Origin of the sequence: Arenimonas terrae (assembly GCF_006265115.1) — a bacterium.
GTDB classification, from domain to species: domain Bacteria; phylum Pseudomonadota; class Gammaproteobacteria; order Xanthomonadales; family Xanthomonadaceae; genus Arenimonas; species Arenimonas terrae.
The window spans coordinates 1,280,244-1,301,256 of sequence record NZ_SMDR01000001.1; the positions used below are offsets into that span (position 1 = coordinate 1,280,244).

The 21,013-nt window shown below is 70.1% G+C and carries 25 protein-coding genes; 13 read left to right on the forward strand and 12 right to left on the reverse strand.

Annotation, left to right across the window (positions count from 1 at the left end; genetic code table 11):
* Positions 1–24: 24 nt before the first annotated feature.
* From E1B00_RS06180 to pilG, 3 genes are read right to left on the reverse strand one after another with little or no spacing between them, the layout of a single operon-like run.
* Entirely contained in the window at positions 25–2,070 is a 2,046-nt protein-coding gene (locus tag E1B00_RS06180) for a methyl-accepting chemotaxis protein (protein WP_139446678.1), read from the reverse strand.
* 55 nt (positions 2,071–2,125) lie between these two features.
* Positions 2,126–2,686 (reverse strand): chemotaxis protein CheW, encoded by a 561-nt coding sequence (locus E1B00_RS06185; protein WP_139446681.1) that lies wholly within the window; start codon positions 2,684–2,686, stop codon positions 2,126–2,128.
* A 7-nt stretch (positions 2,687–2,693) separates the two neighbouring features.
* Entirely contained in the window at positions 2,694–3,083 is a 390-nt protein-coding gene (gene pilG / locus E1B00_RS06190; protein ID WP_176693133.1) for a twitching motility response regulator PilG, read from the reverse strand.
* 186 nt (positions 3,084–3,269) lie between these two features.
* Between pilG and gshB the strand changes: the two genes are divergently transcribed.
* Both gshB and E1B00_RS06200 read left to right on the forward strand, forming a co-directional pair.
* Positions 3,270–4,226, forward strand: a complete 957-nt coding sequence (gene gshB, locus E1B00_RS06195) for a glutathione synthase (RefSeq protein WP_139447753.1) — start codon at positions 3,270–3,272, stop codon at positions 4,224–4,226.
* A gap of 1 nt (position 4,227) precedes the next feature.
* On the forward strand, positions 4,228–5,097 hold the full coding sequence (locus E1B00_RS06200; RefSeq protein ID WP_139446685.1) for an energy transducer TonB: 870 nt from the start codon (positions 4,228–4,230) through the stop codon (positions 5,095–5,097).
* 4 nt (positions 5,098–5,101) lie between these two features.
* On the opposite strand, the gene E1B00_RS06205 is transcribed toward E1B00_RS06200, so the two are convergent.
* The 5 genes from E1B00_RS06205 to E1B00_RS06225 form a co-directional block, all read right to left on the reverse strand.
* On the reverse strand, positions 5,102–6,052 hold the full coding sequence (locus E1B00_RS06205) for an aspartate carbamoyltransferase catalytic subunit (RefSeq protein ID WP_139446686.1): 951 nt from the start codon (positions 6,050–6,052) through the stop codon (positions 5,102–5,104).
* Positions 6,049–6,516, reverse strand: a complete 468-nt coding sequence (gene ruvX, locus E1B00_RS06210) for a Holliday junction resolvase RuvX (protein ID WP_139446688.1) — start codon at positions 6,514–6,516, stop codon at positions 6,049–6,051. The genes E1B00_RS06205 and ruvX overlap by 4 nt, the downstream gene beginning before the upstream one ends.
* Positions 6,513–7,088 (reverse strand): YqgE/AlgH family protein, encoded by a 576-nt coding sequence (locus E1B00_RS06215; protein ID WP_139446690.1) that lies wholly within the window; start codon positions 7,086–7,088, stop codon positions 6,513–6,515. Before E1B00_RS06215 ends, ruvX begins: the two co-directional genes overlap by 4 nt.
* A gap of 94 nt (positions 7,089–7,182) precedes the next feature.
* Positions 7,183–8,313: a PilT/PilU family type 4a pilus ATPase gene (locus tag E1B00_RS06220; protein ID WP_034213074.1), complete on the reverse strand. Its 1,131-nt coding sequence runs from the start codon at positions 8,311–8,313 to the stop codon at positions 7,183–7,185.
* Positions 8,314–8,395: 82 nt separating this feature from the next.
* On the reverse strand, positions 8,396–9,433 hold the full coding sequence (locus tag E1B00_RS06225) for a type IV pilus twitching motility protein PilT (protein ID WP_139446691.1): 1,038 nt from the start codon (positions 9,431–9,433) through the stop codon (positions 8,396–8,398).
* Between the two features lie 94 nt (positions 9,434–9,527).
* On the opposite strand from E1B00_RS06225, the gene E1B00_RS06230 reads away from it, so the two are divergent.
* The 7 genes from E1B00_RS06230 (at position 9,528) to E1B00_RS06260 (ending at position 15,076) form a co-directional block, all read left to right on the forward strand.
* Entirely contained in the window at positions 9,528–10,208 is a 681-nt protein-coding gene (locus E1B00_RS06230) for a YggS family pyridoxal phosphate-dependent enzyme (RefSeq protein WP_246048492.1), read from the forward strand.
* Between the two features lie 28 nt (positions 10,209–10,236).
* Positions 10,237–11,058, forward strand: coding sequence for a pyrroline-5-carboxylate reductase (gene proC, locus E1B00_RS06235; RefSeq protein ID WP_139446695.1), 822 nt, complete (start codon positions 10,237–10,239; stop codon positions 11,056–11,058).
* Positions 11,059–11,130: 72 nt separating this feature from the next.
* Positions 11,131–11,574, forward strand: coding sequence for a DUF4426 domain-containing protein (locus E1B00_RS06240; RefSeq protein ID WP_139446697.1), 444 nt, complete (start codon positions 11,131–11,133; stop codon positions 11,572–11,574).
* On the forward strand, positions 11,571–12,254 hold the full coding sequence (locus E1B00_RS06245) for a histidine phosphatase family protein (protein WP_139446699.1): 684 nt from the start codon (positions 11,571–11,573) through the stop codon (positions 12,252–12,254). The genes E1B00_RS06240 and E1B00_RS06245 overlap by 4 nt, the downstream gene beginning before the upstream one ends.
* A gap of 31 nt (positions 12,255–12,285) precedes the next feature.
* A complete protein-coding gene (locus tag E1B00_RS06250) occupies positions 12,286–13,557 on the forward strand; it encodes an acyl-CoA dehydrogenase family protein (protein WP_139446701.1) in 1,272 nt (423 codons plus the stop codon).
* Positions 13,558–13,559: 2 nt separating this feature from the next.
* Positions 13,560–14,060 (forward strand): metal-dependent hydrolase, encoded by a 501-nt coding sequence (locus E1B00_RS06255; RefSeq protein WP_139446703.1) that lies wholly within the window; start codon positions 13,560–13,562, stop codon positions 14,058–14,060.
* On the forward strand, positions 14,057–15,076 hold the full coding sequence (locus E1B00_RS06260; protein ID WP_139446705.1) for a phosphotransferase family protein: 1,020 nt from the start codon (positions 14,057–14,059) through the stop codon (positions 15,074–15,076). The genes E1B00_RS06255 and E1B00_RS06260 overlap by 4 nt, the downstream gene beginning before the upstream one ends.
* A 1-nt stretch (position 15,077) precedes the next feature.
* Here E1B00_RS06260 and E1B00_RS06265 read toward each other — a convergent pair whose 3' ends face one another.
* Both E1B00_RS06265 and pdxH read right to left on the reverse strand, forming a co-directional pair.
* Positions 15,078–15,872, reverse strand: a complete 795-nt coding sequence (locus tag E1B00_RS06265; protein WP_139446707.1) for an ABC transporter substrate-binding protein — start codon at positions 15,870–15,872, stop codon at positions 15,078–15,080.
* A complete protein-coding gene (gene pdxH, locus E1B00_RS06270) occupies positions 15,869–16,462 on the reverse strand; it encodes a pyridoxamine 5'-phosphate oxidase (RefSeq protein ID WP_139446709.1) in 594 nt (197 codons plus the stop codon). The genes E1B00_RS06265 and pdxH overlap by 4 nt, the downstream gene beginning before the upstream one ends.
* A gap of 67 nt (positions 16,463–16,529) precedes the next feature.
* On the opposite strand from pdxH, the gene E1B00_RS06275 reads away from it, so the two are divergent.
* Positions 16,530–17,342 carry a kinase gene (locus tag E1B00_RS06275; RefSeq protein ID WP_139446712.1) on the forward strand — a complete coding sequence of 271 codons (813 nt, stop codon included), beginning with the start codon at positions 16,530–16,532 and terminating at the stop codon, positions 17,340–17,342.
* Here the strand turns inward: E1B00_RS06275 and E1B00_RS06280 are convergent.
* The gene (locus E1B00_RS06280; protein WP_139446714.1) at positions 17,335–17,547 is read right to left on the reverse strand and encodes a dodecin family protein; all 213 of its coding nucleotides are present in this window, start codon (positions 17,545–17,547) and stop codon (positions 17,335–17,337) included. The genes E1B00_RS06275 and E1B00_RS06280 overlap by 8 nt on opposite strands.
* A 40-nt stretch (positions 17,548–17,587) precedes the next feature.
* Complete coding sequence (locus tag E1B00_RS06285; RefSeq protein WP_139446716.1) at positions 17,588–18,436, reverse strand: NAD-dependent epimerase/dehydratase family protein; 849 nt, start codon at positions 18,434–18,436, stop codon at positions 17,588–17,590.
* A 24-nt stretch (positions 18,437–18,460) separates the two neighbouring features.
* On the opposite strand from E1B00_RS06285, the gene E1B00_RS06290 reads away from it, so the two are divergent.
* The 3 genes from E1B00_RS06290 (at position 18,461) to E1B00_RS06300 (ending at position 20,994) form a co-directional block, all read left to right on the forward strand.
* Complete coding sequence (locus tag E1B00_RS06290; RefSeq protein ID WP_139446719.1) at positions 18,461–19,003, forward strand: shikimate kinase; 543 nt, start codon at positions 18,461–18,463, stop codon at positions 19,001–19,003.
* Positions 19,000–20,079 (forward strand): 3-dehydroquinate synthase, encoded by a 1,080-nt coding sequence (gene aroB, locus E1B00_RS06295; RefSeq protein ID WP_139446720.1) that lies wholly within the window; start codon positions 19,000–19,002, stop codon positions 20,077–20,079. Before E1B00_RS06290 ends, aroB begins: the two co-directional genes overlap by 4 nt.
* A 660-nt stretch (positions 20,080–20,739) precedes the next feature.
* Complete coding sequence (locus E1B00_RS06300; RefSeq protein WP_139446722.1) at positions 20,740–20,994, forward strand: WGR domain-containing protein; 255 nt, start codon at positions 20,740–20,742, stop codon at positions 20,992–20,994.
* Positions 20,995–21,013 lie beyond the last annotated feature (19 nt).

Here is a 21,013-nt window from a genome sequence, read left to right on the forward strand (position 1 = left end):
ATGCCAGGGGCAAGCCGGGGTGGGTCAACCCGGCAGCTTGAAGTCCGCGACCGAACGGCGCAGGTCGGCGGCCAGCTGGGCGAGGTTTCCGATCGACTCCGCCGTCTGGTTCGCGCCTTGCGACGTCTGGGTGGTGATCTCCTGAATCACGCTCATGGTGGCCGTGATGTTGGTCGCCGCGGTGGACTGCTGGCGGGCCGCCTGGGAGATGTTCTGGATGAGGTCGGCGAGGTCGTTGGACACCTTTTCAATCTCGCCCAGGGCCAGGCCCGCGTCCTCGGCGAGTCGGGCACCGGCCACCACTTCCGCGGTGGTCTGTTCCATCGAGCTCACGGCTTCGTTGGTGTCGGACTGAATGGTCTGCACCAGGGCCTCGATTCGCTTGGTCGCGTTCGAGGCGCGCTCCGCGAGTCGCTGCACTTCGTCGGCCACGACCGCGAAGCCTCGGCCCGCTTCACCGGCGGAGGCCGCCTGGATCGCGGCGTTCAGCGCGAGGATGTTGGTCTGCTCCGAGATGTCGTTGATCAGTTCCACGATCGAGCCGATTTCCTGGGAGCTTTCGCCCAGTCGCTTGATTCGCTTCGAGGTTTCCTGGATCTGGTCACGGATGTTGTCCATGCCCTGGATCGTCTGGCGCACCACTTCGGCGCCCTTGGCGGCGATCTGCACGGAGCGCTGCGCCACGTCGGCCGATTCGGCGGAGTTCTTCGACACCTCGTCGATGGAGCTCGCGATCTCGTTGATCTGGGCCGAGGCGCTGGTGATCTGCTGCGCCTGGTGTTCCGCCGCTTCCGCCAGGTGCATCGCGGTGGCCTGGGTTTCCTGGGCCGCCGCGGCGACCTGCACCGCGGTTTCGTTAATCGTCGACACCAGGGATCGCAGCGCTTCGACCGCGAAGTTGATGGAGTCGGCGATCGCGCCGGTGATGTCCTCGGTGACGGTGGCCTTTACGGTCAGGTCGCCTTCGGCGAGCGAACCCATTTCGTCCAGCAGGCGCAGAATCGCCTCCTGGTTACGCTGGTTCAGCTCCTGGGTGGTGCCGAGGCGGCGACGCTGGTCGCGGAAGATGGTGAACAGCAGTCCCAGCAGGCCGATGACCGCGCCGGCGCCGCCGGCGACCGCCCAGTAGTTATTGGGGAAGACGCGCTGGAGATTGATGGAGTCGAAGCTGGCGAACAGCGCCTGGCTGTTCTCGAGCAGCACGTTGGACTCTTCCGAGATCTGGGTCGCCGCGCCCTGCACTTCGGCCAGGTCGGCGGAGGCGCCGAGCACGGTGTCCAGGTCGCCCTGGGCCTCGGTGTAGAGGGTTTCCACCGCGGCCAGCGCGGCCAGGCCGGCCGGGCTGGTGATGCGGTTCACGCCCAGTTCGGCGTTGCCTTCCTTGAAGCCCTGCAGCACCTGCGCGAACACGGTGGCGTCGCGCGAGAGCGCGTCGGCCGCCGAGACGGTGTTCTCGCCGCCGGCGACGATTTCCGTCACGCGGCGGGACATGCGGTCGGCCAGCACGATCTGGCGGTTGGCGATGGAGATCTGCGAGGCCGGGGCGTTGGCGTCGGAGAGCGAGCGCACCACTTCGTCGAGCTGGAAGGCCAGTCGCGGCACGCGGGCGGTGAACTGCGCCGCGGTGTCGGAGAGGTTGAGCACGTCTTCCTCGGACTGGGTGATTCGCTCGGCGGCGGCGGCCATCGGGGTCCAGGTGTCGGTCACCTTGGCCAGGGCGCTGCTGACGCCGATGGCGTTGTTGTCGCCTTCGTAGCCGTCGACGCCCTCGGTGTCGCTGCCGGTACGCAGCGCGCCGACGATCGAGTCGATGCGCGACTTGGTCGCCTTGAACTCGGTGAAGGCGTCGGCGTTGCCGTCGACCGCCTCCTGGGTGTACTTCGCGAGCTGCTGCGAGAGCACCTGCAGGTCCGCCGTCAGGCCTCGCGCGTTGTTTTCCTTGTTGTTGAGGAAAGCCGCGTAGAGGAAGTTGGCGCCGAACACCAGCAGCGAGATGATCAGGATGAACGCCCAGAAGCCCAGGCCGAAATTAGTTAGCTTGTCGGTGAACGAGCGCGCATTAGTGCTCATGACTGGACCTCAACCCCTGTTTAAAGACCAACATTTGAAGTACTTGAGTGGCCACTTAGGCGGTGGCCTGGCGGAATTCGGGAGTACGCGTGAGCAGGGACATGTTGAACACGCCCCAGGTCTGTTCGGCCAGCCGGTAGGCCTGGCCGACGAAATGACCGTAACGGCCATCGTTCTCGCCGGACAGCTCGGCCCGGTGCGAATCGTTGAAGGTACGCTGGCCGAACAGCTCGTCGATGATCACCGCGACGTTGCCGCCGGCCTGGCGCACCACCAGGCAGCGCTGGCCTTCGTGCACGACCGTGCGCTCGCCTTCCAGGAACTGCTTGAGGTCGACCACGGGCAGCAGGCTGCCGCGCACGTTGGCGACGCCGAGCATCCAGGTATGCGAGCCCGGGACCGGTGTCACGGGCGGAAGCGGCAGGATCTCGACCACTTCGTCGAAGGACGACACCAGGCGGCGCTGGCCCAGGCGGAAACCGACGCCGCGCCAGTGGCCCGGCGCCTCGACCATTTCCGGCCGGCCCGCGACGTGGGCGAGGGAACGCTCCTCGTAGTCGAGCAGGGTCTCGAAGGGGCCGGAGCGCTTGTTCTGCGAGGGCGAGGTCTTGGCCATGGCGGAATCAGCCGGCCGGAACGTACTTGCGGATGGCCGAAAGCAGCTCATCGCGGGTGAAGGGCTTGGTCAGGTACTGCTCCGAGCCGACGATGCGGCCGCGCGCCTTGTCGAACAGGCCGTCCTTGGACGACAGCATGATCACGGGCGTGCCCTTGAACATCTGGTTGTTCTTGATCAACGCACAGGTCTGATAACCATCGAGCCGCGGCATCATGATGTCGACGAAGACGATCTGCGGCTGGTGGTCGGCGATCTTGGCGAGCGCCTCGAAGCCGTCGGTCGCCGTCACCACATCGCAACCCTCCTTCTTGAGCAGGGTCTCGGCGGTCCGGCGGATCGTCTTCGAGTCGTCAATGACCATGACCCGCAAGCCGGCCAGGTGGTTTTCGTCCATCTCACTCCCCATAACAATGCAGTCCCTGGCTGCGCGGGCGCCGTCCGGCAGCCCGCAGATTCCTAGCTTATATCCCAGCCGCGCCCAAATGTGTCAAGCGCGTCCCGGTTCGAACGTGACCGCCTGCACGGTCCACCGGAGGCCCTGCTAGGCTAGGCGCCCGGGATGACGGAGATGCAGGCGCCGATGGCACTGGACGTGGCCGTGGTGATGGACCCGATCGGCAAGATCAAGATCGGCAAGGATACAAGCTTCGCGATGATGCTTGAGGCCCAGCGTCGCGGGCACCGCCTGCACTACGTGGTCCCAGGCGGCCTGTCGCTCGATGGCGCGAGGCCGATGGCCCGCCTCGCCCCGGCCCAGGTCCGGGACGATCCGGCCGACTGGTACTGCCTGGGCGCGGTGTCCACGCGGCCGCTGGCCGAGATGGACGTGGTGCTGATGCGCACCGACCCGCCGGTGGACGCGGACTACCTGCACGACAGCCACATCCTTTCCCTGGCCCAGGACGCGGGCGTGCTGGTGGTCAACGACCCCCGCGGCCTTCGCGACCTGAACGAGAAGCTCGGCGCCCTGCTCTTCCCCCAGTGCTGCCCGCCGACCCGGGTGTCCCGGGACGCGGCCGAACTCAAGGCCTTCGTGGCCGAACACGGGGACGCGGTACTCAAACCCCTGGACGGCATGGGCGGCCGCTCGATCTTCCGGGTCCGGGCCGGCGACCCGAACCTGAACGTGATCCTGGAAACCCTGACCGAAAGCGGCCGCCACCTGGCCCTGGCCCAGCGCTACCTGCCGGAAATCACCGACGGCGACAAGCGCATCCTGCTGGTGGACGGTGAGCCTGTGCCGTACTGCCTGGCGCGCATCCCGCAGGGCGACGAGTTCCGCGGCAACCTGGCCGCGGGCGGCCGCGGCGAGGGCCGGCCCCTGTCGGACCGCGACCGCTGGATCGCCGCCCAGGTCGGCCCCGAGCTCAAGCGCCGGGGCATGCTCTTCGTCGGCCTGGACGTGATCGGCGACTGGCTGACCGAGGTCAACGTCACCAGCCCGACCTGCGTGCGCGAGCTCGACGCCCAGTTCGGCCTGAACATCGCCGGCCAGCTGTTCGACGCCATCGAGGCCCGCCGGGCCGGCCGCGGCTGAGATGGCGGCCGTCGTTCCCGGCCAGATCGGCCCCGCCGAGCGGCTCAGTGCCACCCTGGCGCTGTCCCTGGTCGCTTTCGGGGTGCTGATCCTGGGCGTGGGCTTCGCCCGGGATGCCGCCGCCCCGGTCACCCCGACCCTGGACGTGATCCTGACCGAGACCCGCAGCGACGAGGCCCCGGAGGACGCGGACTTCATCGCCCAGGCCAACAACCAGGGCGGCGGCGACCAGGACCGGGCGCAACGCCCGCGCGAAGAGCAGCTGGCCCCGGTGCCCAAGCCCGACCCGGGCCTGTCCCCGGAAGTCCTGATCGCCCAGGCCCCGCCGCCCGAACCGGAACCGACCCCGCGCCTGCTGACCACCACCGGCGCCAGCGACCGCGCCCTGCCCCTGCCCAAGGACCAGCGCGACACCGAGCCCAGCGCCCTGCCCCAGGGCCGCGAACTGATCGAGCAGAACATGGAGATGGCGCGCCTGGCCGCCGAGATCGAGCGCCGCCAGGAGCTGCTGGCCAAGCGCCCCCGCCGCAAGTTCGTCACCGCCAGCACCCGCGAATACGAATACGCGACCTATCTGCGGGCCTGGGTCGCCAAGGTCGAACGCGTCGGCAACCTCAACTACCCCGACGAGGCGCGCCGCCGCGGCCTGGGCGGGCGCCTGGTGATCACCGTGGCCGTGCAGCGCGACGGCAGCATCGAGGAGATCGTGCTCAACCGCAGCAGCGGCCTGGGCGTGCTCGACCAGGCGGCGATGCGCAGCGTGCGCCTGGCCGAACCCTTCCCGCCGCTGCCGGCGACCAAGGAAAACATCGACGTGCTGCACATCACCCGCACCTTCGACTACCTCAACGGCACGGTCGCCACCGAATAGTGCGTCAGCCCATCAGCGCAGCGATCACCGCCATGCGCATCGGCAGGCCATTGGCGACCTGCTGCAGGATCACCGACTGCGGACCGTCGGCGACGCCGCCATCGATCTCGACGCCGCGGTTCATCGGCCCCGGGTGCATGACGATCGCATCGGGTTTCGCCAGCGCCAGCCGTGCCGGGCTCAGGCCGTAGTCCTTGTAATAGCCCTCTAGCGAGGGCACCAGGCCTTCGTCCATGCGCTCGCGCTGCAGGCGCAGCATGATCGCCGCGTCCACGCCGGCCACCGCCTGGTCGAAGTCATGGAAGACCCGGCAGCCCTGCAGCACGTCGTCGCCCGGCAGCAGGTTGGCGGGGCCGCAGACGCGGATCTCGCCGCAGCCCAGCGCGCGCAGCGCGTGCAGGTCCGATCGGGCGACGCGCGAATGTTTCAGGTCGCCGGCGATCAGCACGGCCAGGCGCGAGAAATCGGCGCCCTTGTGCTGGCGCAGCGTGAGCATGTCGAGCAGGCCCTGGGTCGGGTGCGCGGACCGGCCGTCGCCTGCGTTGATGATGCGGGTGCCCGGCGCGGCGCCGGCGGCCAGTGCGGCGACGGCGCCGTTGTCGGCGTGGCGGATCACGAAGCTGTCCACGCCCATCGCCTCGAGCGTGCGCAGGGTGTCGAGCGCGCTTTCGCCCTTCTTGGTGGACGAGGTCGCGAGGTCGAAGTTCAGCACGTCCATGCCCAGGCGGGTCGCCGCCAGCTGGAAGCTGCTGCGGGTGCGCGTGGAGGTTTCGAAGAACAGCGTGCACAGGCTACGCCCGGCCAGGCGGTCGCGCAGCGCGGTGCCGCGGTGGGCGTGCGGACGCAGCGCCTCGGCGGCGTCGAGCAACCCGGTGATCGTCGCGGCCGGCAGGCCTTCCAGGGTCAGCAGGTGGCGCAGGCGGCCGTCGGGTTGCAGCTGCAGGTCGTGGCTCATGGGGCGGCGGGCTCGGAATCCAGGGAAAGGCGGGAATGGGGCTCGGACAGCCAGCGCTCGAGGATGACCACGGCGGCGAGCGCATCGAGCTGCGCGGCCTGGTGCTTCTTGCGGGCGCCGGCGGCGCGGCCGGCGGCGAAACGCTGGGCGGCCTCGATCGAGCTGCGGCGTTCGTCCACCTGCTGCACCGGCAGCGAGTAGCGCTTGGCGAGGGCACGGGCGAAACCGCGGGCGCGCTGTCGGATGGGCTGGTCGCCGCCGTCGAGCGTGGCCGGATCGCCGACCACCAGGCCGTCGGGCCGCCACTCCTGCACCCAGCGGTCCAGGCGCGCCCAATCCGGGCCGCTGTCGAACACATCGAGCACGCCAAGCTCGCGGGCGCTGGCCGACACCGTGTTGCCGACCGCCACTCCGATGCGGCGCGCGCCGACGTCGAAGCCCAGCAGGGTGGTCAGCGTCGTCATGCGTGGCCCGCGTATCCGGTCAGCCGCGCCAGGTCCACACCGGCGCTGAACGCCGCGGCCTGCCAGCGCTGGTCCAGCGGGCGATGGAACAGGATGTCGCGGTCGGCCGGCACGGTCAGCCAGCTGTTCTCGGCAAGTTCGGCCTCGAGCTGGCCCGCGGTCCAGCCGGCATAACCCAGCGCGACCAGGACATTGCCCGGGCCGTCGCCACCGGCCATCGCGGTCAGGATGTCGCGCGAGGTCGTCACCGCCAGCCCGTCGCCGAAGCGCAGGGTGGAGCTCCAGTCGCGCGGGTCGTCGTGCAGGACGAAGCCGCGGTCCGGCTGCACCGGGCCGCCGGCGACCAGGGGCACGGCGGCCAGGCCTTCGTCCGCGGACAGCTCCATCTGCGCCAGCAGTTCGCCCAGTGTGTAGTCGGCGACGCGGTTGATGACGATGCCCATGGCGCCCTCGGCATCGTGCTGGCAGATCAGGGTCACCGAACGCTGGAAGTTCGGGTCTTCCAGCGCCGGCATGGCGATCAGGAAGTGGTTGGCCAGGAAGTTTCCGGCGGGGGTCGGGGTGCGCGACATGGCCGGCATTCTACCGCGCCCGGCGCGGCCGGCCGGCGCCGGAAACGAAAAACGCCGGGCAAGCCCGGCGTCTTCCGAGTGCCTGGCCGGAGGCCTACTTGACCTCGGACAGCTCCACGCCGTCCAGACCCTGCGACAGGGTGCGGGCGTCGCCACCCTGGGCCAGCTTGATCTTCAGGCGCACTTCGTTCGCGGAGTCGGCGAAACGCAGGGCGTCCTCGTAGCTGATCTCGCCGGCCTGGTAGAGCTCGAACAGGGCCTGGTCGAAGGTCTTCATGCCCAGGTTGGTCGACTCCTTCATCACGTCCTTGATCTTGTGGATCTCGCCGTCGCGGATGTAGTCCTGCACCAGCGGCGTGCCCAGCAGGATCTCCATGGCCACGCGGCGCGCCTTGCCATCCGGGGTGGGGATCAGCTGCTGCGCGACCACGCCCTTGAGGTTCATGGACAGGTCCATGAGCAGCTGGCTGCGGCGGTCTTCCGGGAAGAAGTTGATGATGCGGTCCATCGCCTGGTTGGCGTTGTTCGCGTGCAGCGTGCACAGCACCAGATGGCCGGTCTCGGCGAAGGCGATGGCGTGGTCCATGCCCTCGCGGGTACGCACCTCGCCGATCATGATCACGTCGGGCGCCTGGCGCAGGGTGTTCTTCAGCGCCGCCTCCCAGCTGTCGGTGTCGATGCCGACCTCGCGCTGGGTGATGATGCAGCCCTCGTGCTTGTGCACGAACTCGATCGGGTCCTCGATCGTGATGATGTGGCCCGAGGAGTTCATGTTGCGGTAGCCGATCATCGCCGCCAGCGAGGTCGACTTGCCGGTACCGGTCGCGCCGACGAACAGGATGATGCCGCGCTTGGTCATCGCCAGGGTCTTGATGACAGCCGGCAGGTTCAGCTCCTCGACCGTCGGGATGCGCGTCTCGATGCGGCGCAGCACCATGCCGACCTGGTTGCGCTGGTAGAAGCAGGACACACGGAAGCGGCCGACGCCGGAGACGCCGATCGCGAAGTTGCACTCGTGGGTCTTTTCGAACTCCTCGCGCTGCGAGGGATTCATCACGTTCAGCACCAGGTCGCGCGACTGCTGCGGCGTGAGCGGGTTCTGGGTGATCGGCGAGAGCTTGCCGTTGACCTTCATCGACGGCGGAACGCCGGCCGTGATGAACAGGTCCGAGGCCTTCTTGTGCGCCATCAGCTTCAGGAAGGAGGTGAAGTCGATGCTGCTCATGCGTGCTCCTGTGGTGCACCCGGGGCCTTGGCCCGGGTGCGGTGTTCATGCGGCGTCCTGCCAGCCCCCACCGGCCGTGACGTCATTCGAAAAGCTTCTTTTCCTTGGCGTATTCCTTGGCCTGCAGCTTCGTCACCAGGCCGCGCTTGACCATGTCCTGCAGGCACTGGTCGAGCGTCTGCATGCCATAGGCCTGGCCGGTCTGGATCGACGAGTACATCTGGGCGACCTTGTCCTCGCGGATCAGGTTCCGGATGGCCGGGGTCGCGATCATGATCTCGTGCGCCGCGACGCGGCCGCCGCCGACCTTCTTGAGCAGCGACTGCGAAATGACCGCACGCAGCGACTCCGACAGCATCGAGCGCACCATCGGCTTCTCGCCGGCCGGGAACACGTCGATGATGCGGTCGATGGTCTTGGCCGCCGACGAGGTGTGCAGGGTGGCGAACACCAGGTGGCCGGTCTCCGCGGCGGTCAGCGCCAGGCGGATGGTTTCCAGGTCGCGCATTTCGCCGACCAGGATGTAGTCGGGGTCTTCGCGCAGGGCCGAACGCAGGGCCTCGTTGAAGCCGTGCGTGTCGCGGTGGACTTCGCGCTGGTTCACCAGGCACTTCTGCGAGGTATGCACGAACTCGATCGGGTCCTCGACGGTGAGGATGTGGCCGAACTCGTTCTTGTTGACGCTGTCGACCATGGCGGCCAGCGTCGTGGACTTGCCCGAGCCGGTTGGGCCGGTCACCAGGACCAGGCCCTGGGGCTGCTGCACGAGTTCGGAGAAGATCTTCGGCGCCGCCAGCTCCTCGAGCGTCAGGATCTGGCTGGGAATGGTGCGGAACACCGCGCCGGCGCCGCGGTTCTGGTTGAAGGCGTTGACGCGGAAGCGCGCCAGGCCGGGAATTTCGAAGGAGAAGTCGACCTCGAGGAATTCCTCGTAGTCGCGCCGCTGCTTGTCCGACATGATGTCGTACACCAGCGCGTGCACCTGCTTGTGGTCCAGGGCGGGGATGTTGATGCGGCGGACGTCGCCGTCGACGCGGATCATGGGCGGCAGGCCGGCCGACAGGTGCAGGTCGGAGGCCTTGTTCTTGACCGAGAATGCCAGAAGTTCGGCGATGTCCATCTTCAAATCCCCTTAGCGGCGCATCCAATTAATGAATAGGCGATCGCGTGCCCCCGGGGCAGTATAGCGCTATCCACAGAGGTCAATGCCATCCATGGAATCGTTCGCCCGGACCCTGCACGGCGTCTTGCAAGGTATTGAAAACGCGGCAACCTTGTCCGGCCGGCCAGGGGCGGTGAAGCTGCTGGCGGTGTCCAAGACCCGGCCCGCGGAAGCGGTGCGCGCCCTCGCCGCCGTGGGCCAGCGCGCCTTCGGCGAGAACTATGTTCAGGAAGGTGTGGCCAAGCGGCAGGCGCTGGCCGACCTGGACCTGGAGTGGCACCTGATCGGCCACCTGCAGTCGAACAAGAGCCGCGAGGCCGCCGAGCATTTCGACTGGGTGCACTCGCTCGACCGCCCCAAGCTGGTGGACGCCCTCGGCCAGGCGCGGCCGGCCGACCGGCCGCCGCTGAATGTCCTGATCCAGGTGAATGTCGACGGTGAAGCCAGCAAGTCCGGCTGCGCACCCGCCGACGTAATGGCCCTGGCCGGGCGCATTGCCGCGGCGCCCCGGCTGCGGCTGCGCGGGCTGATGGCCATCCCCGAGCCGCACCCCGATCCGGCCCACCGGCGGGACGCGTTCCGCCGCCTGAAGGCGCTGCAGGACCGGCTGGCCGCCGCGCATCCTTCGGTGGACACGCTGTCCATGGGCATGAGCGACGACTACGCGTTGGCCATCGCCGAGGGCTCGACCCTGGTGCGCATCGGCACCGCCCTGTTCGGCCGGCGTGACTGAGGCCACTCCTTTCCTTTACGGTGCCGGCATGGACAGACACCCCATAACATTCATCGGCGGCGGCAACATGGCCCGCAGCCTGATCGGCGGCCTGATCGCCCGCGGCCACGCGCCCGAAGCGCTGCGCGTGGCCGAACCGGTCGAAGCCTTGCGCGAGGCCCTGGCCAGCGACTTCGGGGTGCGCGTGCGCGCCACCGGCGTCGAAGCCGCGGCAGGCGCCGGCACCTGGCTGCTGGCGGTCAAACCCCAGGTGATGCGCAGCGTCTGCGAATCCCTGGCGCCGCTGGCGCAGGCCCAGCGTCCGCTGCTGGTCTCGATCGCCGCCGGCATCACCACCGCCCAGATCGACCAATGGCTGGGCGGCGACCAGGCGGTGGTGCGGAGCATGCCCAACACGCCCGCCCTGCTCGGGGCGGGCGCCACTGGCCTGTTTGCCAACGGCCGGGTGTCGCTGGCGCAGCGCAAGGCCGCCGAAACCCTGATGCAGGCCGCAGGCATCACCGCCTGGATCCCCGACGAGGGGCTGATGGATGCGGTCACCGCCGTCTCCGGCAGCGGCCCGGCCTACGCGTTCCTGCTGGCCGAGGCGATGCAGGCCGCCGGCGTAGCCCAGGGCCTGGCGCCGGAAACCGCCCGCGTGCTGGTGCTGCAGACCCTGCTGGGCGCCGCGCGCATGCTCAGCGAATCGGGCGAACCGGCGGCCGTGCTGCGCCAGCGGGTCACCTCGCCCGGCGGCACCACCCAGGCGGCGCTGGAAACCTTCGAGGCCAGCGGCTTCCGCCAGCTGGTGGACCAGGCCATCGCCGCGGCCACGCGCCGGGGCCGGGAGCTGGCCGCTGGAAACGGCTGATCGTCACGCGCCGTGGATGACAGACCGCGGCCGCGGCGAGATGATGCCTTCCCGCCCCAAGGAGGTCAGGCCATGCGTCGTTCGCACTTCCTTCTGTTCTCCATCCTGGTGTCCGGACTGCTGTTCGCCCTGCCCGCGCTGGGCCAGAACTCGGTCCGCTCCGGCGAGCTCGTCGTGCACTACAACGCCGTGCCGACCACCAGCCTGACGGCGGACGTCGCGCGCCAGTACGGCATCACCCGTTCGGCCAACCGCGCCCTGGTCAATGTCTCGGTCCGCCGCGGCGAGCCCGGCGCCGACCAGGCGGTGCCGGCCACGGTCACCGTCGCCGCCACCAACCTCAACGGCCAGCGTTCGGAGCTGCGCGTGCGCGAAGTGCGCGAGGGCGAGGCGATCTACTACCTGGCCGAGGCGCGCATCCAGGGCCAGGAAACGCTGAACTTCGAAGTCCAGGTCAGCACCGAGGGCGCCGCGCCGATCAAGGCCAGCTTCCGCCAGGAGTTCTTCCCCCAGTGAGCCTGCTGCTGGTTCGCCACGGACAGGCGAGCTACGGCGCCGCCGACTACGACAACCTGTCCGAGCGCGGGCACGAACAGTCGCGCCGGCTGGGCGAGTGGCTGGCCCGCGGCGGGCACCGCTTCAAGGCGGTGGTGGTGGGCGGCATGCGCCGGCACCGGCAGACCGCCGAGGGCGTGGCCGCGGCCTTCGCCGCCCAGGGCCTGGACCTGCCGGAACCGGTCGCCGACGAAGGCTTCGCGGAATTCGACCATCAGGCTGTCTTCAGCACCTGGCTGACCCGCAACGCCGACCACCCGGTCGCCATCGCCAGCCGCAGCGGCAGGCCGCGCGACGTCGGCGCGATGCTGCAGGCCGCGCTGCTGGCCTGGGCGCGCGACGAACTGCCGGACCTGCCGGAATCCTGGGCCACGTTCGGCGCGCGCGTGCACGCCGCCGGCGAGCGGCTCGAGGCCCTGGCCGGCGACGGCGAGGCCCTGGTGCTGAGCTCGGGCGGCGTGATCTCGCGCCTGGCCCAGATCGCCCTGGACGTGCCCGACCACCGCGCCGTCGAACTGAACCTGGCGCTGCGCAACAGTGCGCTGAGCGAATTCCACCCGCACGCCGGCCGCCTGCGCCTGGGCAGCTGGAACGCGCTGCCGCACCTGCACGGCGAACGCGAGCTGTGGACGTACTACTGACCCGGCGCGCCAGCGCCTCCGCGAGAATCCGATGACCGCATCGCGCCCCGCCACGCTGTTCCCCTTTTCCGACCGCTCGCGCGAGCTGCAGGCGAAGGTCGCCGCCTTCATCGCCGAGAAGGTGATGCCGGCCGAAGCGCAGTTCGCCGCGCACGCCGCCGACCCGGCCACGCGCTGGACGATTCCGCCGGGACTCGAGGCGCTCAAGGCCGAGGCGAAGGCCGCCGGCCTCTGGAACCTGTTCCTGCCCGACCCGGAGCGCGGTTCGGGGCTGAGCAACCTCGACTACGCGCCGATCGCCGAGCTCACCGGCCGCTCGCTGCATGCGCCCGAAGTCTTCAACTGCAGCGCGCCCGACACCGGCAACATGGAGGTGCTGCTGCACTTCGCCACGCCGGAACAGCAGGCGCCGTGGCTGCCGAAGCTCCTGGCCGGCGAGATCCGCTCGGCCTTCGCGATGACCGAACCCGATGTCGCCAGCTCCGACGCCACCAACATCGCCCTGCCGATCGTGCGCGAAGGCGATCAGTACGTGATCAACGGCCGCAAGTGGTGGACCACGGGCGCGGGCGACCCGCGCTGCCGGATCCTGATCGTGATGGGCGTGACCGACCCGGACGCGCCGGCGCACCGGCGGCAGTCGATGGTGCTGGTGCCGATGGATACGCCGGGCGTGCGCGTGGTGCGCCCGCTCACCGTGTTCGGCTACGACGACGCGCCGCATGGCCATGTCGAGCTCGAATTCACCAACGTGCGCGTGCCGGTGGCCAACCGCCTGCGCGAGTCCGGCAGCGGTTTCGAGATTGCCCAGGCGCGGCTGGGGCCGGGCCGCATCCACCACTGCATGCGTCTGATCGGCCTGGCGCAGCGGGCGCTGGAGGCGATGGTCGAACGCGCCCGCACGCGCGAAGCCTTCGGCCGGCCGATCGGCCAGCACGGCATGGCGCAGGAGGCGATCGCGCTGAGCCGCTGCGAGATCGAACAGGCGCGGCTGCTGACGCTGCAGGCGGCCGCGGCGCTGGATGCGCACGGGCTGCATGGGAAAAAGGCGCAGGGGTCCACGTCGTCCAGCGATCAGGTCGATGTGCAGCGTGCCCGCGATCTTGTCGGAATGATCAAGATCGTCGCCCCGCGCATGGCCTGCGCCGTGATCGACCGGGCGATGCAGGTGCACGGCGCCGGCGGCCTGTCGCAGGACCACTTCCTGGCCCAGGCCTATGCCGGCGCGCGTTCCCTGCGCCTGGCCGACGGCCCCGACGAGGTGCACATCGCCTCGCTGGCGCGTTCGATGCTCAAGGGCTGAGCATGCCGTTCACGCCGATCCATCTCGGGCCGGGCCTGGTGTTCAAGGCGATCGGCGGGCGCCGTTTCAGCTTCATGGTGTTCGGCGGCGCGCAGGTGCTGATGGACATCGAGCCGCTGGTCGGCATCCTGCGCGGCTGGGACGTGCTGCACGGCTACACGCACACCGTGCCGGGTGCGCTGGTGATCGGCACGATCGCCGGAATCATCGGGCGACCGATCAGCGAGTTCGCCTTGCGGTTGCTGCGGATCGCGCACCCGCCTTTCACCTGGGCTTCCTCGTTCGCGGGCGCCTACGTCGGCACCTTCTCCCACGTCGCGCTCGACGCGGTGATGCACGCCGACATGACCCCCTTCTGGCCGCTGCTGGCCGGCAACCCCTGGCTCAGCGCCGTATCCATCGAAACGCTGCACCTGATCTGCTTCGCCGCCGGCGGACTGGGGCTCGCCCTGGTCGGCGGCCAGGCGCTGGCACGACGCGCGAACGGAACCCCGCCCCGATGACCGACAAACTCGCCCTGCCCGCCGAAAGCCTGGCGACCTATCTCGAAGCACAGGTCGACGGCTTCCGCGGGCCGCTCACCGCCACCAAGTTCAAGGGCGGCCAGTCGAACCCGACCTACCTGGTCGAAGCCGCGAGCGGGAAATACGTGCTGCGCCGCAAGCCGCCGGGCCAGCTGCTGCCGTCCGCGCATGCGGTGGACCGCGAGTTCCGCGTGCTGGTCGCCCTGCACGGCGGCCCGGTGCCGGTGGCCCGGCCGCTGCACCTGTGCACGGACGAGTCGGTGATCGGCTCGATGTTCTACCTGATGCAGTTCGTCGAGGGCCGCATCTTCTGGGACCCGTCCCTGCCCGAGGCCACGCCGGCGGAACGCGGCGCGACCTACGACGCGATCATCGCCGCGATGGCGGCGCTGCATTCGGTGGACCCCGCCGCGGTCGGCCTGTCGGACTACGGCAAACCCGGCAACTACTTCGAACGCCAGCTCAAGCGCTGGGGCGAGCAGTACCGCGCGAGCGAAACACGTCCGATCCCGGCGATGGACGCACTGATCCAGACGCTGCCGGCCCGCTGCCCCGCCGACGACGGCAGCGTGGCGCTGACGCACGGCGACTTCCGCATCGACAACCTGATGTTCGACCCCGTGCAGCCGCGCGTGACCGCCATCGTCGACTGGGAGCTGAGCACGCTCGGCCACCCGCTGGCCGACCTCGGCTACTTCTGCATGGCGCTGCGGCTGCCGCGCAATCCGGCCTTGCCCGGCCTGGCCGGGCTCGACCGCGCCGCGCTCGGCATTCCCGACGAAGCGGCGCTGCTGGCGCGTTATTCGCAGCTCACCGGCCGCGCCATTCCCGCCGACTGGCCCTTCGTGCTGGCCTTCAGCTTCTTCCGCCTCGCCGCCATCGCCCAGGGCGTGGCCAAACGCGCCGAACAAGGCAACGCCTCGAGCGAACAGGCGATGCAGGCCGGGCGCATGACCGAGATGCTGGCGCAGCTGGGGCTCCAGGCCCTCGACTGAATCAGCGCAGCGCCCAGCGGCGGATGTGCGCCGCCATCTCCCGCACGCCGTCGGTCAGCGCCGCCGGCCCGGGCTGCAGGATGACCGGCGACTTGATCTCGTGCAGTTCGCCGTCGCGCACGGCGGGCACGTTCTCCCAGCCCGGACGCGCGGACACTTTGCCGGGCTGGAACTTCTTGCCGCACCAGGAGCCGAACACGATGTCGGGCGCGCGCGCGATGATTTCCGTGTCGTCGGGCAGGATGCGGTTCTTCGCCAGGGATTCGGTCGCGCGTTCCGGGAAGATGTCGTCGCCGCCGGCGAGCCGCACCAGCTCCGCGACCCAGCGGATGCCGGTGATGCGCGGCTCGTCCCATTCCTCGAAATAGACCTTCGGCCGGCGCGGCAGCGTGACTGACACCTCCCCGATGGCGTCGAGCCCGCGCTTGAGTTCATCGGCATAGGCATCGGCGCGCTCGCCGGCGCCGACCAGCGCGCCCAATCGCCGCACGTAATCCAGGATCTCCGCCACGCTGCGATGGTTGCTGATCCAGACTTCCACACCCTGCCGGATCAGCTCGGCGGCGATGTCGGCCTGGATGTCGGAGAACCCCACGACAAAATCCGGCTGCAGCTTGAGGATCTCGCCGATCTTCGCCGACGTGAAGGCGCTGACCTTGGGCTTCTCCTTGCGCGCCCTGGCGGGTCGCACCGTGAAGCCGCTGATGCCAACGATGCGGTCCTGTTCGCCCAGCGCGTACAGGACTTCGGTCGGCTCCTCGGTCAGGCAGACGATGCGGCGCGGGCCGAAACTCACGGATACAGCATCCGCTTGGCCCAGGCGCCGTCCACGCGCTCGTAGTGCTGGCGCTCGTGCAGCCGGAACCGCGCGCCGTACCAGAACTCGATCATCTCGGGCACCACGCGGAAGCCCGACCAGTGCGGCGGGCGCGGCACCTCGATGCCCTCGAACTTCTTCTCGAAGGCGTCGATGCGCGCCTCGAAGGTGTCGCGCGAATCCAGCGTCTGCGACTGCAGCGAGGCCCAGGCGCCGATCTGGCTGGGGCGCGGCCGCGAGGCGAAGTAGGCGTCGGCTTCGGCCAGGTCCACCGGCTCCACCGTGCCCTCGATTTTCACCTGCACCTGGTCGCGCAGCGTCTTCCACAGGAACAGCAGGGCGGCGTGCGGGTTCTCGGTCAGCTGGCGGCCCTTGCGGCTCTGGTAGTTGGTGTAAAAGACGAAGCCGCGCGGATCGAAGGCCTTCAGCAGCACGGTGCGCGCGGCCGGGCGGCCCTGCGCGTCGGCGGTGGCCAGCGTCATGGCCGTGGCGTCGGGATCGCCGGCCGCCTTGGCCTGTTCGATCAGCTGGGCGAAGGTGGCCAGGGCTTCGGCGTACAGGTCGGTCATCGGGCGTCCTCGGTTCGGCGCGGGATGATCGTCATGGCCGTCCCGCCTTTTCGCTATTGTCCTCCCAATGCCGCCCGTCCTGCACCCCGCGCCGGGATTTTCGCCAGGCTTCGTCGCCGACCGGCTCGACGAAGCGCTGTCGCTGCGCGGCCGGGTGCCCGTCTACGGCGTGGCCGGCCTGCCCGGCACCGGCAAGTCGACCCTGGCCGCGCAGATGGTCCGGCTCGCGGACGCGCGCGGCATCGATGCGCTGGCGCTGTCCATCGATGACTTCTATCTCGGGCGCGGCGCCCGCCGCGGGCTCGCGCGCCGGGTGCATCCGCTGCTGGCCCGGCGCGGTCCGCCGGGCACCCACGACCTGCCCCTGGCCCTGGCCACGCTGGACGCGCTGCGCCGCGGCGACGCTGTCGCCCTGCCCCGATTCGACAAACTCGCCGACACCCGGCGGCCGCCCTCGCGCTGGATCCAGCCGGCGCGCCTGCCGCAGCTGCTGGTCTTCGAAGGCTGGTTCCTGAAAACACCGCCCGAATCGGACGCGGCGCTGCGCGCGCCGATCAATGCGCTGGAGCGCGAACACGATGCCGACGGCCGCTGGCGCCAGTGGTGCAATTCCGCACTCGGCGATTACGCGCCGCTCTGGCAACGCCTGGACTGGCTGACCTGGCTGCAGCCGCCCGGGTTCGAGACCGTGCCTGGCTGGCGCTGGCAGCAGGAGCGCCGGATGCAGTCGCAGCGCCCGGGCCATGCGGCGATGAGCCGTGCCCAGGTCGGGGACTTCCTGCAGGGCTTCGAGCGGGTGGGCCGGCAGGCGCTGCGCACGCTGCCGGCCCTCGCCGACCGGGTGGTCGCGCTGGACGCGCGACGGCGGCCGATCAGCTGACGACGAAGCTCACGCGCATGTTCACGCGCCACTCGGTCACGCTGCCGGCATCGTCGGTGATGACCTTGATGTCGTTGACCCAGGCGCCCTTGATGTTCTTCACGCTCTTGGCGACCTTCTTGAGTCCGCCCTGCACGGCGTCCTCGATGCCTTTCTTGGAGGAGGACGAAACTTCGATCACCTTGGTGACGGTAGCCGTTGCCATGATCTGCTCCTGAGGGGTGGCCCGGAACGGGCCCGACCGACTATACGCCCGGCCCCGCCAGCAGGGCGCCGTAACCGGCGCGGTAGTCGGGATGGGCCGGCGCCCAGCCGCTGGCCCGCAGGCGGGCGTTGCGCAGGCGGCGACCGGTGACCGCCCCGGTCGCCGCGGGAACCGCCGGCAGACCCTGCTTCGAACGCAGCCAGTCCAGGACCTCCGACTCGAGCGCGGGCAGGTCGTCGCTGCCGACATAGCAGGCGTGCGGCGCGTCCGCATCCAGCAGGTGCGACAGCGCCGCGGCGGCGTCGTCGACGTGCAGGCGGTTGGTCCAGTGCGGCCGGCCCGGTTCGCCGGCGCGGGCCTTGCGCAGCATCATCTCGCGGCCGGGCCCGTAGAGGCCCGACAGCCGCAGCGCGATGCCGCCGCCGTGCGGCGCGAGGGCCTCTTCCGCCTGGCGCAGGACGCGGCCGTTGAAGGCCGGCGGCTCCGCCGGCGACGCCTCGTCCACCCACTCGCCGGCGTCCTGGCCGTACACCGCGGTGGACGAGACGAAGATCAGCCGCGGTGCCTCGCAGGCATCCATCAGCCGGCGCAGGCCGTCGAGGTAGAGCGCGCGGTAGGCGGCTTCGTCGCGCTGGTCCGGCGCCGCGCAGAACACCAGCGCGTCCACGCGCCGCGGCAGGCGCGCGAGGCCTTCGCCGCTGGCGAGGTCGGCACGCAGCGTGCGGATGCCCGGCGCCATCGCCAGCTCGCGGCGGCGCAAGGCGATCACATCGTTCCCCATGTCGGCGCGGCGCAAGGCCAGGCGTCCGCCGACGTCGCCGGCGCCGGCGATCACCAGCACGCGGCCCGCAGCGCCAGCCTGGGCGCGGTTTTTCGACGATGCAGCCATGGCGGGATGCTAGCATCGTGACCCATGAATCCCGCCCCCAACCTCGTCCTGGTCGGCCCGATGGGCGCCGGCAAGACCTCGATCGGCAAGCGCCTGGCGGCGCGGCTGGGCCTGGCCTTCGTGGACTGCGACCACCGCCTGGAGGAAGTGACGGGCGCGCCGGTGCCGCTGATCTTCGAGTGCGAGGGCGAAGCCGGCTTCCGCGCGCGCGAAACCGCCCTGATCGCCGAACTGATGCGCGGCCACGGCCAGCTGGTGGCCACCGGCGGCGGCGCCGTGCTGGCCGAGGACAACCGCCGGCGGCTGCGCGAGCGGGGTTTCGTGGTGCACCTGCAGGTCAGCGTCTCGCAGCAGATCGAACGCCTGGCGCGCGACCGCAGCCGGCCGCTGCTGGCTTTCGGCGACAAGCGGGCCCGGCTGGAATCGCTGGCGGTCGAACGCGGACCGATCTACGACGCCGTCGCCGATCTGGCCTTCGACGCCGACGGGCTGACCGTGCCGATCGCCGCCGAACGCCTCGGCGCCCTGCTCGAACAGCGCTGGCAGCGCAGCGAGGTGGCGGCATGAGCACGGTGCGCGAACTGCAGGTCGAGCTGGGCGCCCGCGCCTATCCGATCCGCATCGGCCGCGGTCTGCTCGACGACGGCGCCGGCCTGGCCGCGCGCGTTCCTGGCCGCCACGCCCTGGTCGTCACCGACCGCAACGTCGCGCCGCACTACCTGGCGCGGGTCGAAGCCGCACTGGCGGGGAAGTCTTTCGGCAAGCTGGTGCTGCCGCCGGGCGAACAGGAAAAAACCCTCGCGCGCTTCGGCGACGTGATGGCGGCCCTGGCCGCACTCGGCGCCAGCCGCGATGCGACCGTGATCGCGCTCGGCGGCGGCGTGGTCGGCGACCTCGCCGGGTTCGCCGCGGCCTGCTGGATGCGCGGCGTCGGTTTCGTGCAGCTGCCGACCACGCTGCTGGCGATGGTCGACTCCTCGGTCGGCGGCAAGACCGCGGTGGACCTGCCGCAGGGCAAGAACCTGGTCGGCGCCTTCCACCAGCCGTCGGCGGTGTTCGCCGATACGGCCACGCTCGACACGCTGCCCGGGCGCGAGCTGCGCGCCGGCCTGGCCGAGGTCGTGAAATACGGGGCCATCGCCGACCCGGTCTTCTTCGACTGGCTGGAAGCGAACGCCGAAGCGCTGCTGGCCCGCGACCCGGAGGCGCTGGCTGAGGCGATCGCCGTCAGCTGCGCACACAAGGCCGGCATCGTCGCGCGCGACGAGACCGAGCAGGGCGAGCGCATGCTGCTCAACTTCGGGCACACCTTCGGCCACGCCATCGAAACCGAGCAGGGTTACGGCGGGCTGCTGCACGGCGAGGCGGTCGCGGTCGGCATGGTGCTGGCCGCTCGGCTGTCGGCCGATCTGGGCCGGGCGCCCTGGTCCGATACGGCGCGCCTGGCCACGCTGCTCGAGCGCCTGGAGCTGCCGGTGGCGCTGCCGCCGGGTCTTTCCGGCGACGCGCTGCTGGCGCGCATGAAGCTCGACAAGAAGGCGGTCTCCGGTGCGCTGCGGCTGATCCTCTGGTCGGGCCTGGGTCGCGCCGAAGTCGCCAGCGCCGTACCCGAAGCCGACATCCGCGCGGTCCTCGACGCCTGAGGCTTGCTGCGCAAGCAGGTCACCTGCTCGTTTTCGGGTGATCTGGCGTGCGCCGCCGCAGACCAGAGGGGGTACCTGCCCGCTCGGGCGTAAGCGGCATCCTGCCCAACTCACTCGCGGCCCTTGCGGGCATCCTGCCCTCCACTTCAGGCACCCCCTCCGGTCTGCGGCGTCGCCACGACTCATCCTGGCGAGCCGAGGGGACAAGCGCGTGCCCCCAGAAGGCACGAAGCTCGCTGCTTGGATGGAAGTGGCTTCGGGGCAGACCCGGGCGAGCCGCAGCTCGAAAGCAGAGACGCCAATCGCTTTGCCCAAGCGAGCTTCACGGATTCGATAACCCGGCCCGGCTGGTCCGCAGGCCGTCGTGCGTGAGGTCTCTTCCCGGGGCTTCGAAAACAGGGACGTTTTCGAAGAGCCTCCATGGATGGATTCACGGCGTCCCCGGGAAGAGACCTCACGTACGGCGGACTACCGCCAAGGACGATCCCGGCACCGACGCCTGACGTACGGCGGCACGTCGCCAAGCACGATCCCGGCACCACGCCCGATCCGGGTGGGGATCGACTACGGAAGTGAGCGGGCCGCTGGGCCTGCTGACGGCGCAGGTCCGGAGCGTGGAGGCGTCCGGAACGGCCCGCCAGCGGCTACAATGGCGCCCCTATGCGCCTGCTGCTGCAGCAAAAACCGCTCGCTGGAGAAGCCCCCAAGTACGTCCAGCTGATCCTCCAGCAGGACCTGCTGGGCGGCTGGACCCTGCTGCGCGAGTCCGGCCAGATCGGCGGCAAGGCCCAGCTCAAGCGCGAACAGTACCTGGAGCGCGACGCCGCCCTGGCGGCCTTCGAGAAGGCCCGCGACGCCCAGGTGCGCAAGGGATTCCTGGTGATGTTCGCCCAGGGTGCGGACGCACCCCGATGAGTCCGCCCCGCGGACGCGC

Bases quoted from the DNA above. Each gene is read 5' to 3' on its own strand.
- E1B00_RS06230 (WP_246048492.1), top strand. From the start codon at position 9,528: ATGGAATCGTTCGCCCGGACCCTGCACGGCGTCTTGCAAGGTATTGAA.
- E1B00_RS06200 (WP_139446685.1), top strand. From the start codon at position 4,228: ATGGCGGCCGTCGTTCCCGGCCAGATCGGCCCCGCCGAGCGGCTCAGT.
- aroB (WP_139446720.1), top strand. From the start codon at position 19,000: ATGAGCACGGTGCGCGAACTGCAGGTCGAGCTGGGCGCCCGCGCCTAT.
- E1B00_RS06180 (WP_139446678.1), bottom strand. From the start codon at position 2,070: ATGAGCACTAATGCGCGCTCGTTCACCGACAAGCTAACTAATTTCGGC.
- E1B00_RS06255 (WP_139446703.1), top strand. From the start codon at position 13,560: ATGCCGTTCACGCCGATCCATCTCGGGCCGGGCCTGGTGTTCAAGGCG.
- E1B00_RS06250 (WP_139446701.1), top strand. From the start codon at position 12,286: ATGACCGCATCGCGCCCCGCCACGCTGTTCCCCTTTTCCGACCGCTCG.
- E1B00_RS06290 (WP_139446719.1), top strand. From the start codon at position 18,461: ATGAATCCCGCCCCCAACCTCGTCCTGGTCGGCCCGATGGGCGCCGGC.
- E1B00_RS06185 (WP_139446681.1), bottom strand. From the start codon at position 2,686: ATGGCCAAGACCTCGCCCTCGCAGAACAAGCGCTCCGGCCCCTTCGAG.
- E1B00_RS06215 (WP_139446690.1), bottom strand. From the start codon at position 7,088: ATGTCGCGCACCCCGACCCCCGCCGGAAACTTCCTGGCCAACCACTTC.
- gshB (WP_139447753.1), top strand. From the start codon at position 3,270: ATGGCACTGGACGTGGCCGTGGTGATGGACCCGATCGGCAAGATCAAG.
- E1B00_RS06220 (WP_034213074.1), bottom strand. From the start codon at position 8,313: ATGAGCAGCATCGACTTCACCTCCTTCCTGAAGCTGATGGCGCACAAG.
- E1B00_RS06260 (WP_139446705.1), top strand. From the start codon at position 14,057: ATGACCGACAAACTCGCCCTGCCCGCCGAAAGCCTGGCGACCTATCTC.
- E1B00_RS06275 (WP_139446712.1), top strand. From the start codon at position 16,530: ATGCCGCCCGTCCTGCACCCCGCGCCGGGATTTTCGCCAGGCTTCGTC.
- E1B00_RS06300 (WP_139446722.1), top strand. From the start codon at position 20,740: ATGCGCCTGCTGCTGCAGCAAAAACCGCTCGCTGGAGAAGCCCCCAAG.
- pilG (WP_176693133.1), bottom strand. From the start codon at position 3,083: ATGGACGAAAACCACCTGGCCGGCTTGCGGGTCATGGTCATTGACGAC.
- E1B00_RS06225 (WP_139446691.1), bottom strand. From the start codon at position 9,433: ATGGACATCGCCGAACTTCTGGCATTCTCGGTCAAGAACAAGGCCTCC.
- E1B00_RS06205 (WP_139446686.1), bottom strand. From the start codon at position 6,052: ATGAGCCACGACCTGCAGCTGCAACCCGACGGCCGCCTGCGCCACCTG.
- E1B00_RS06285 (WP_139446716.1), bottom strand. From the start codon at position 18,436: ATGGCTGCATCGTCGAAAAACCGCGCCCAGGCTGGCGCTGCGGGCCGC.
- proC (WP_139446695.1), top strand. From the start codon at position 10,237: ATGGACAGACACCCCATAACATTCATCGGCGGCGGCAACATGGCCCGC.
- E1B00_RS06280 (WP_139446714.1), bottom strand. From the start codon at position 17,547: ATGGCAACGGCTACCGTCACCAAGGTGATCGAAGTTTCGTCCTCCTCC.
- E1B00_RS06240 (WP_139446697.1), top strand. From the start codon at position 11,131: ATGCGTCGTTCGCACTTCCTTCTGTTCTCCATCCTGGTGTCCGGACTG.
- pdxH (WP_139446709.1), bottom strand. From the start codon at position 16,462: ATGACCGACCTGTACGCCGAAGCCCTGGCCACCTTCGCCCAGCTGATC.
- ruvX (WP_139446688.1), bottom strand. From the start codon at position 6,516: ATGACGACGCTGACCACCCTGCTGGGCTTCGACGTCGGCGCGCGCCGC.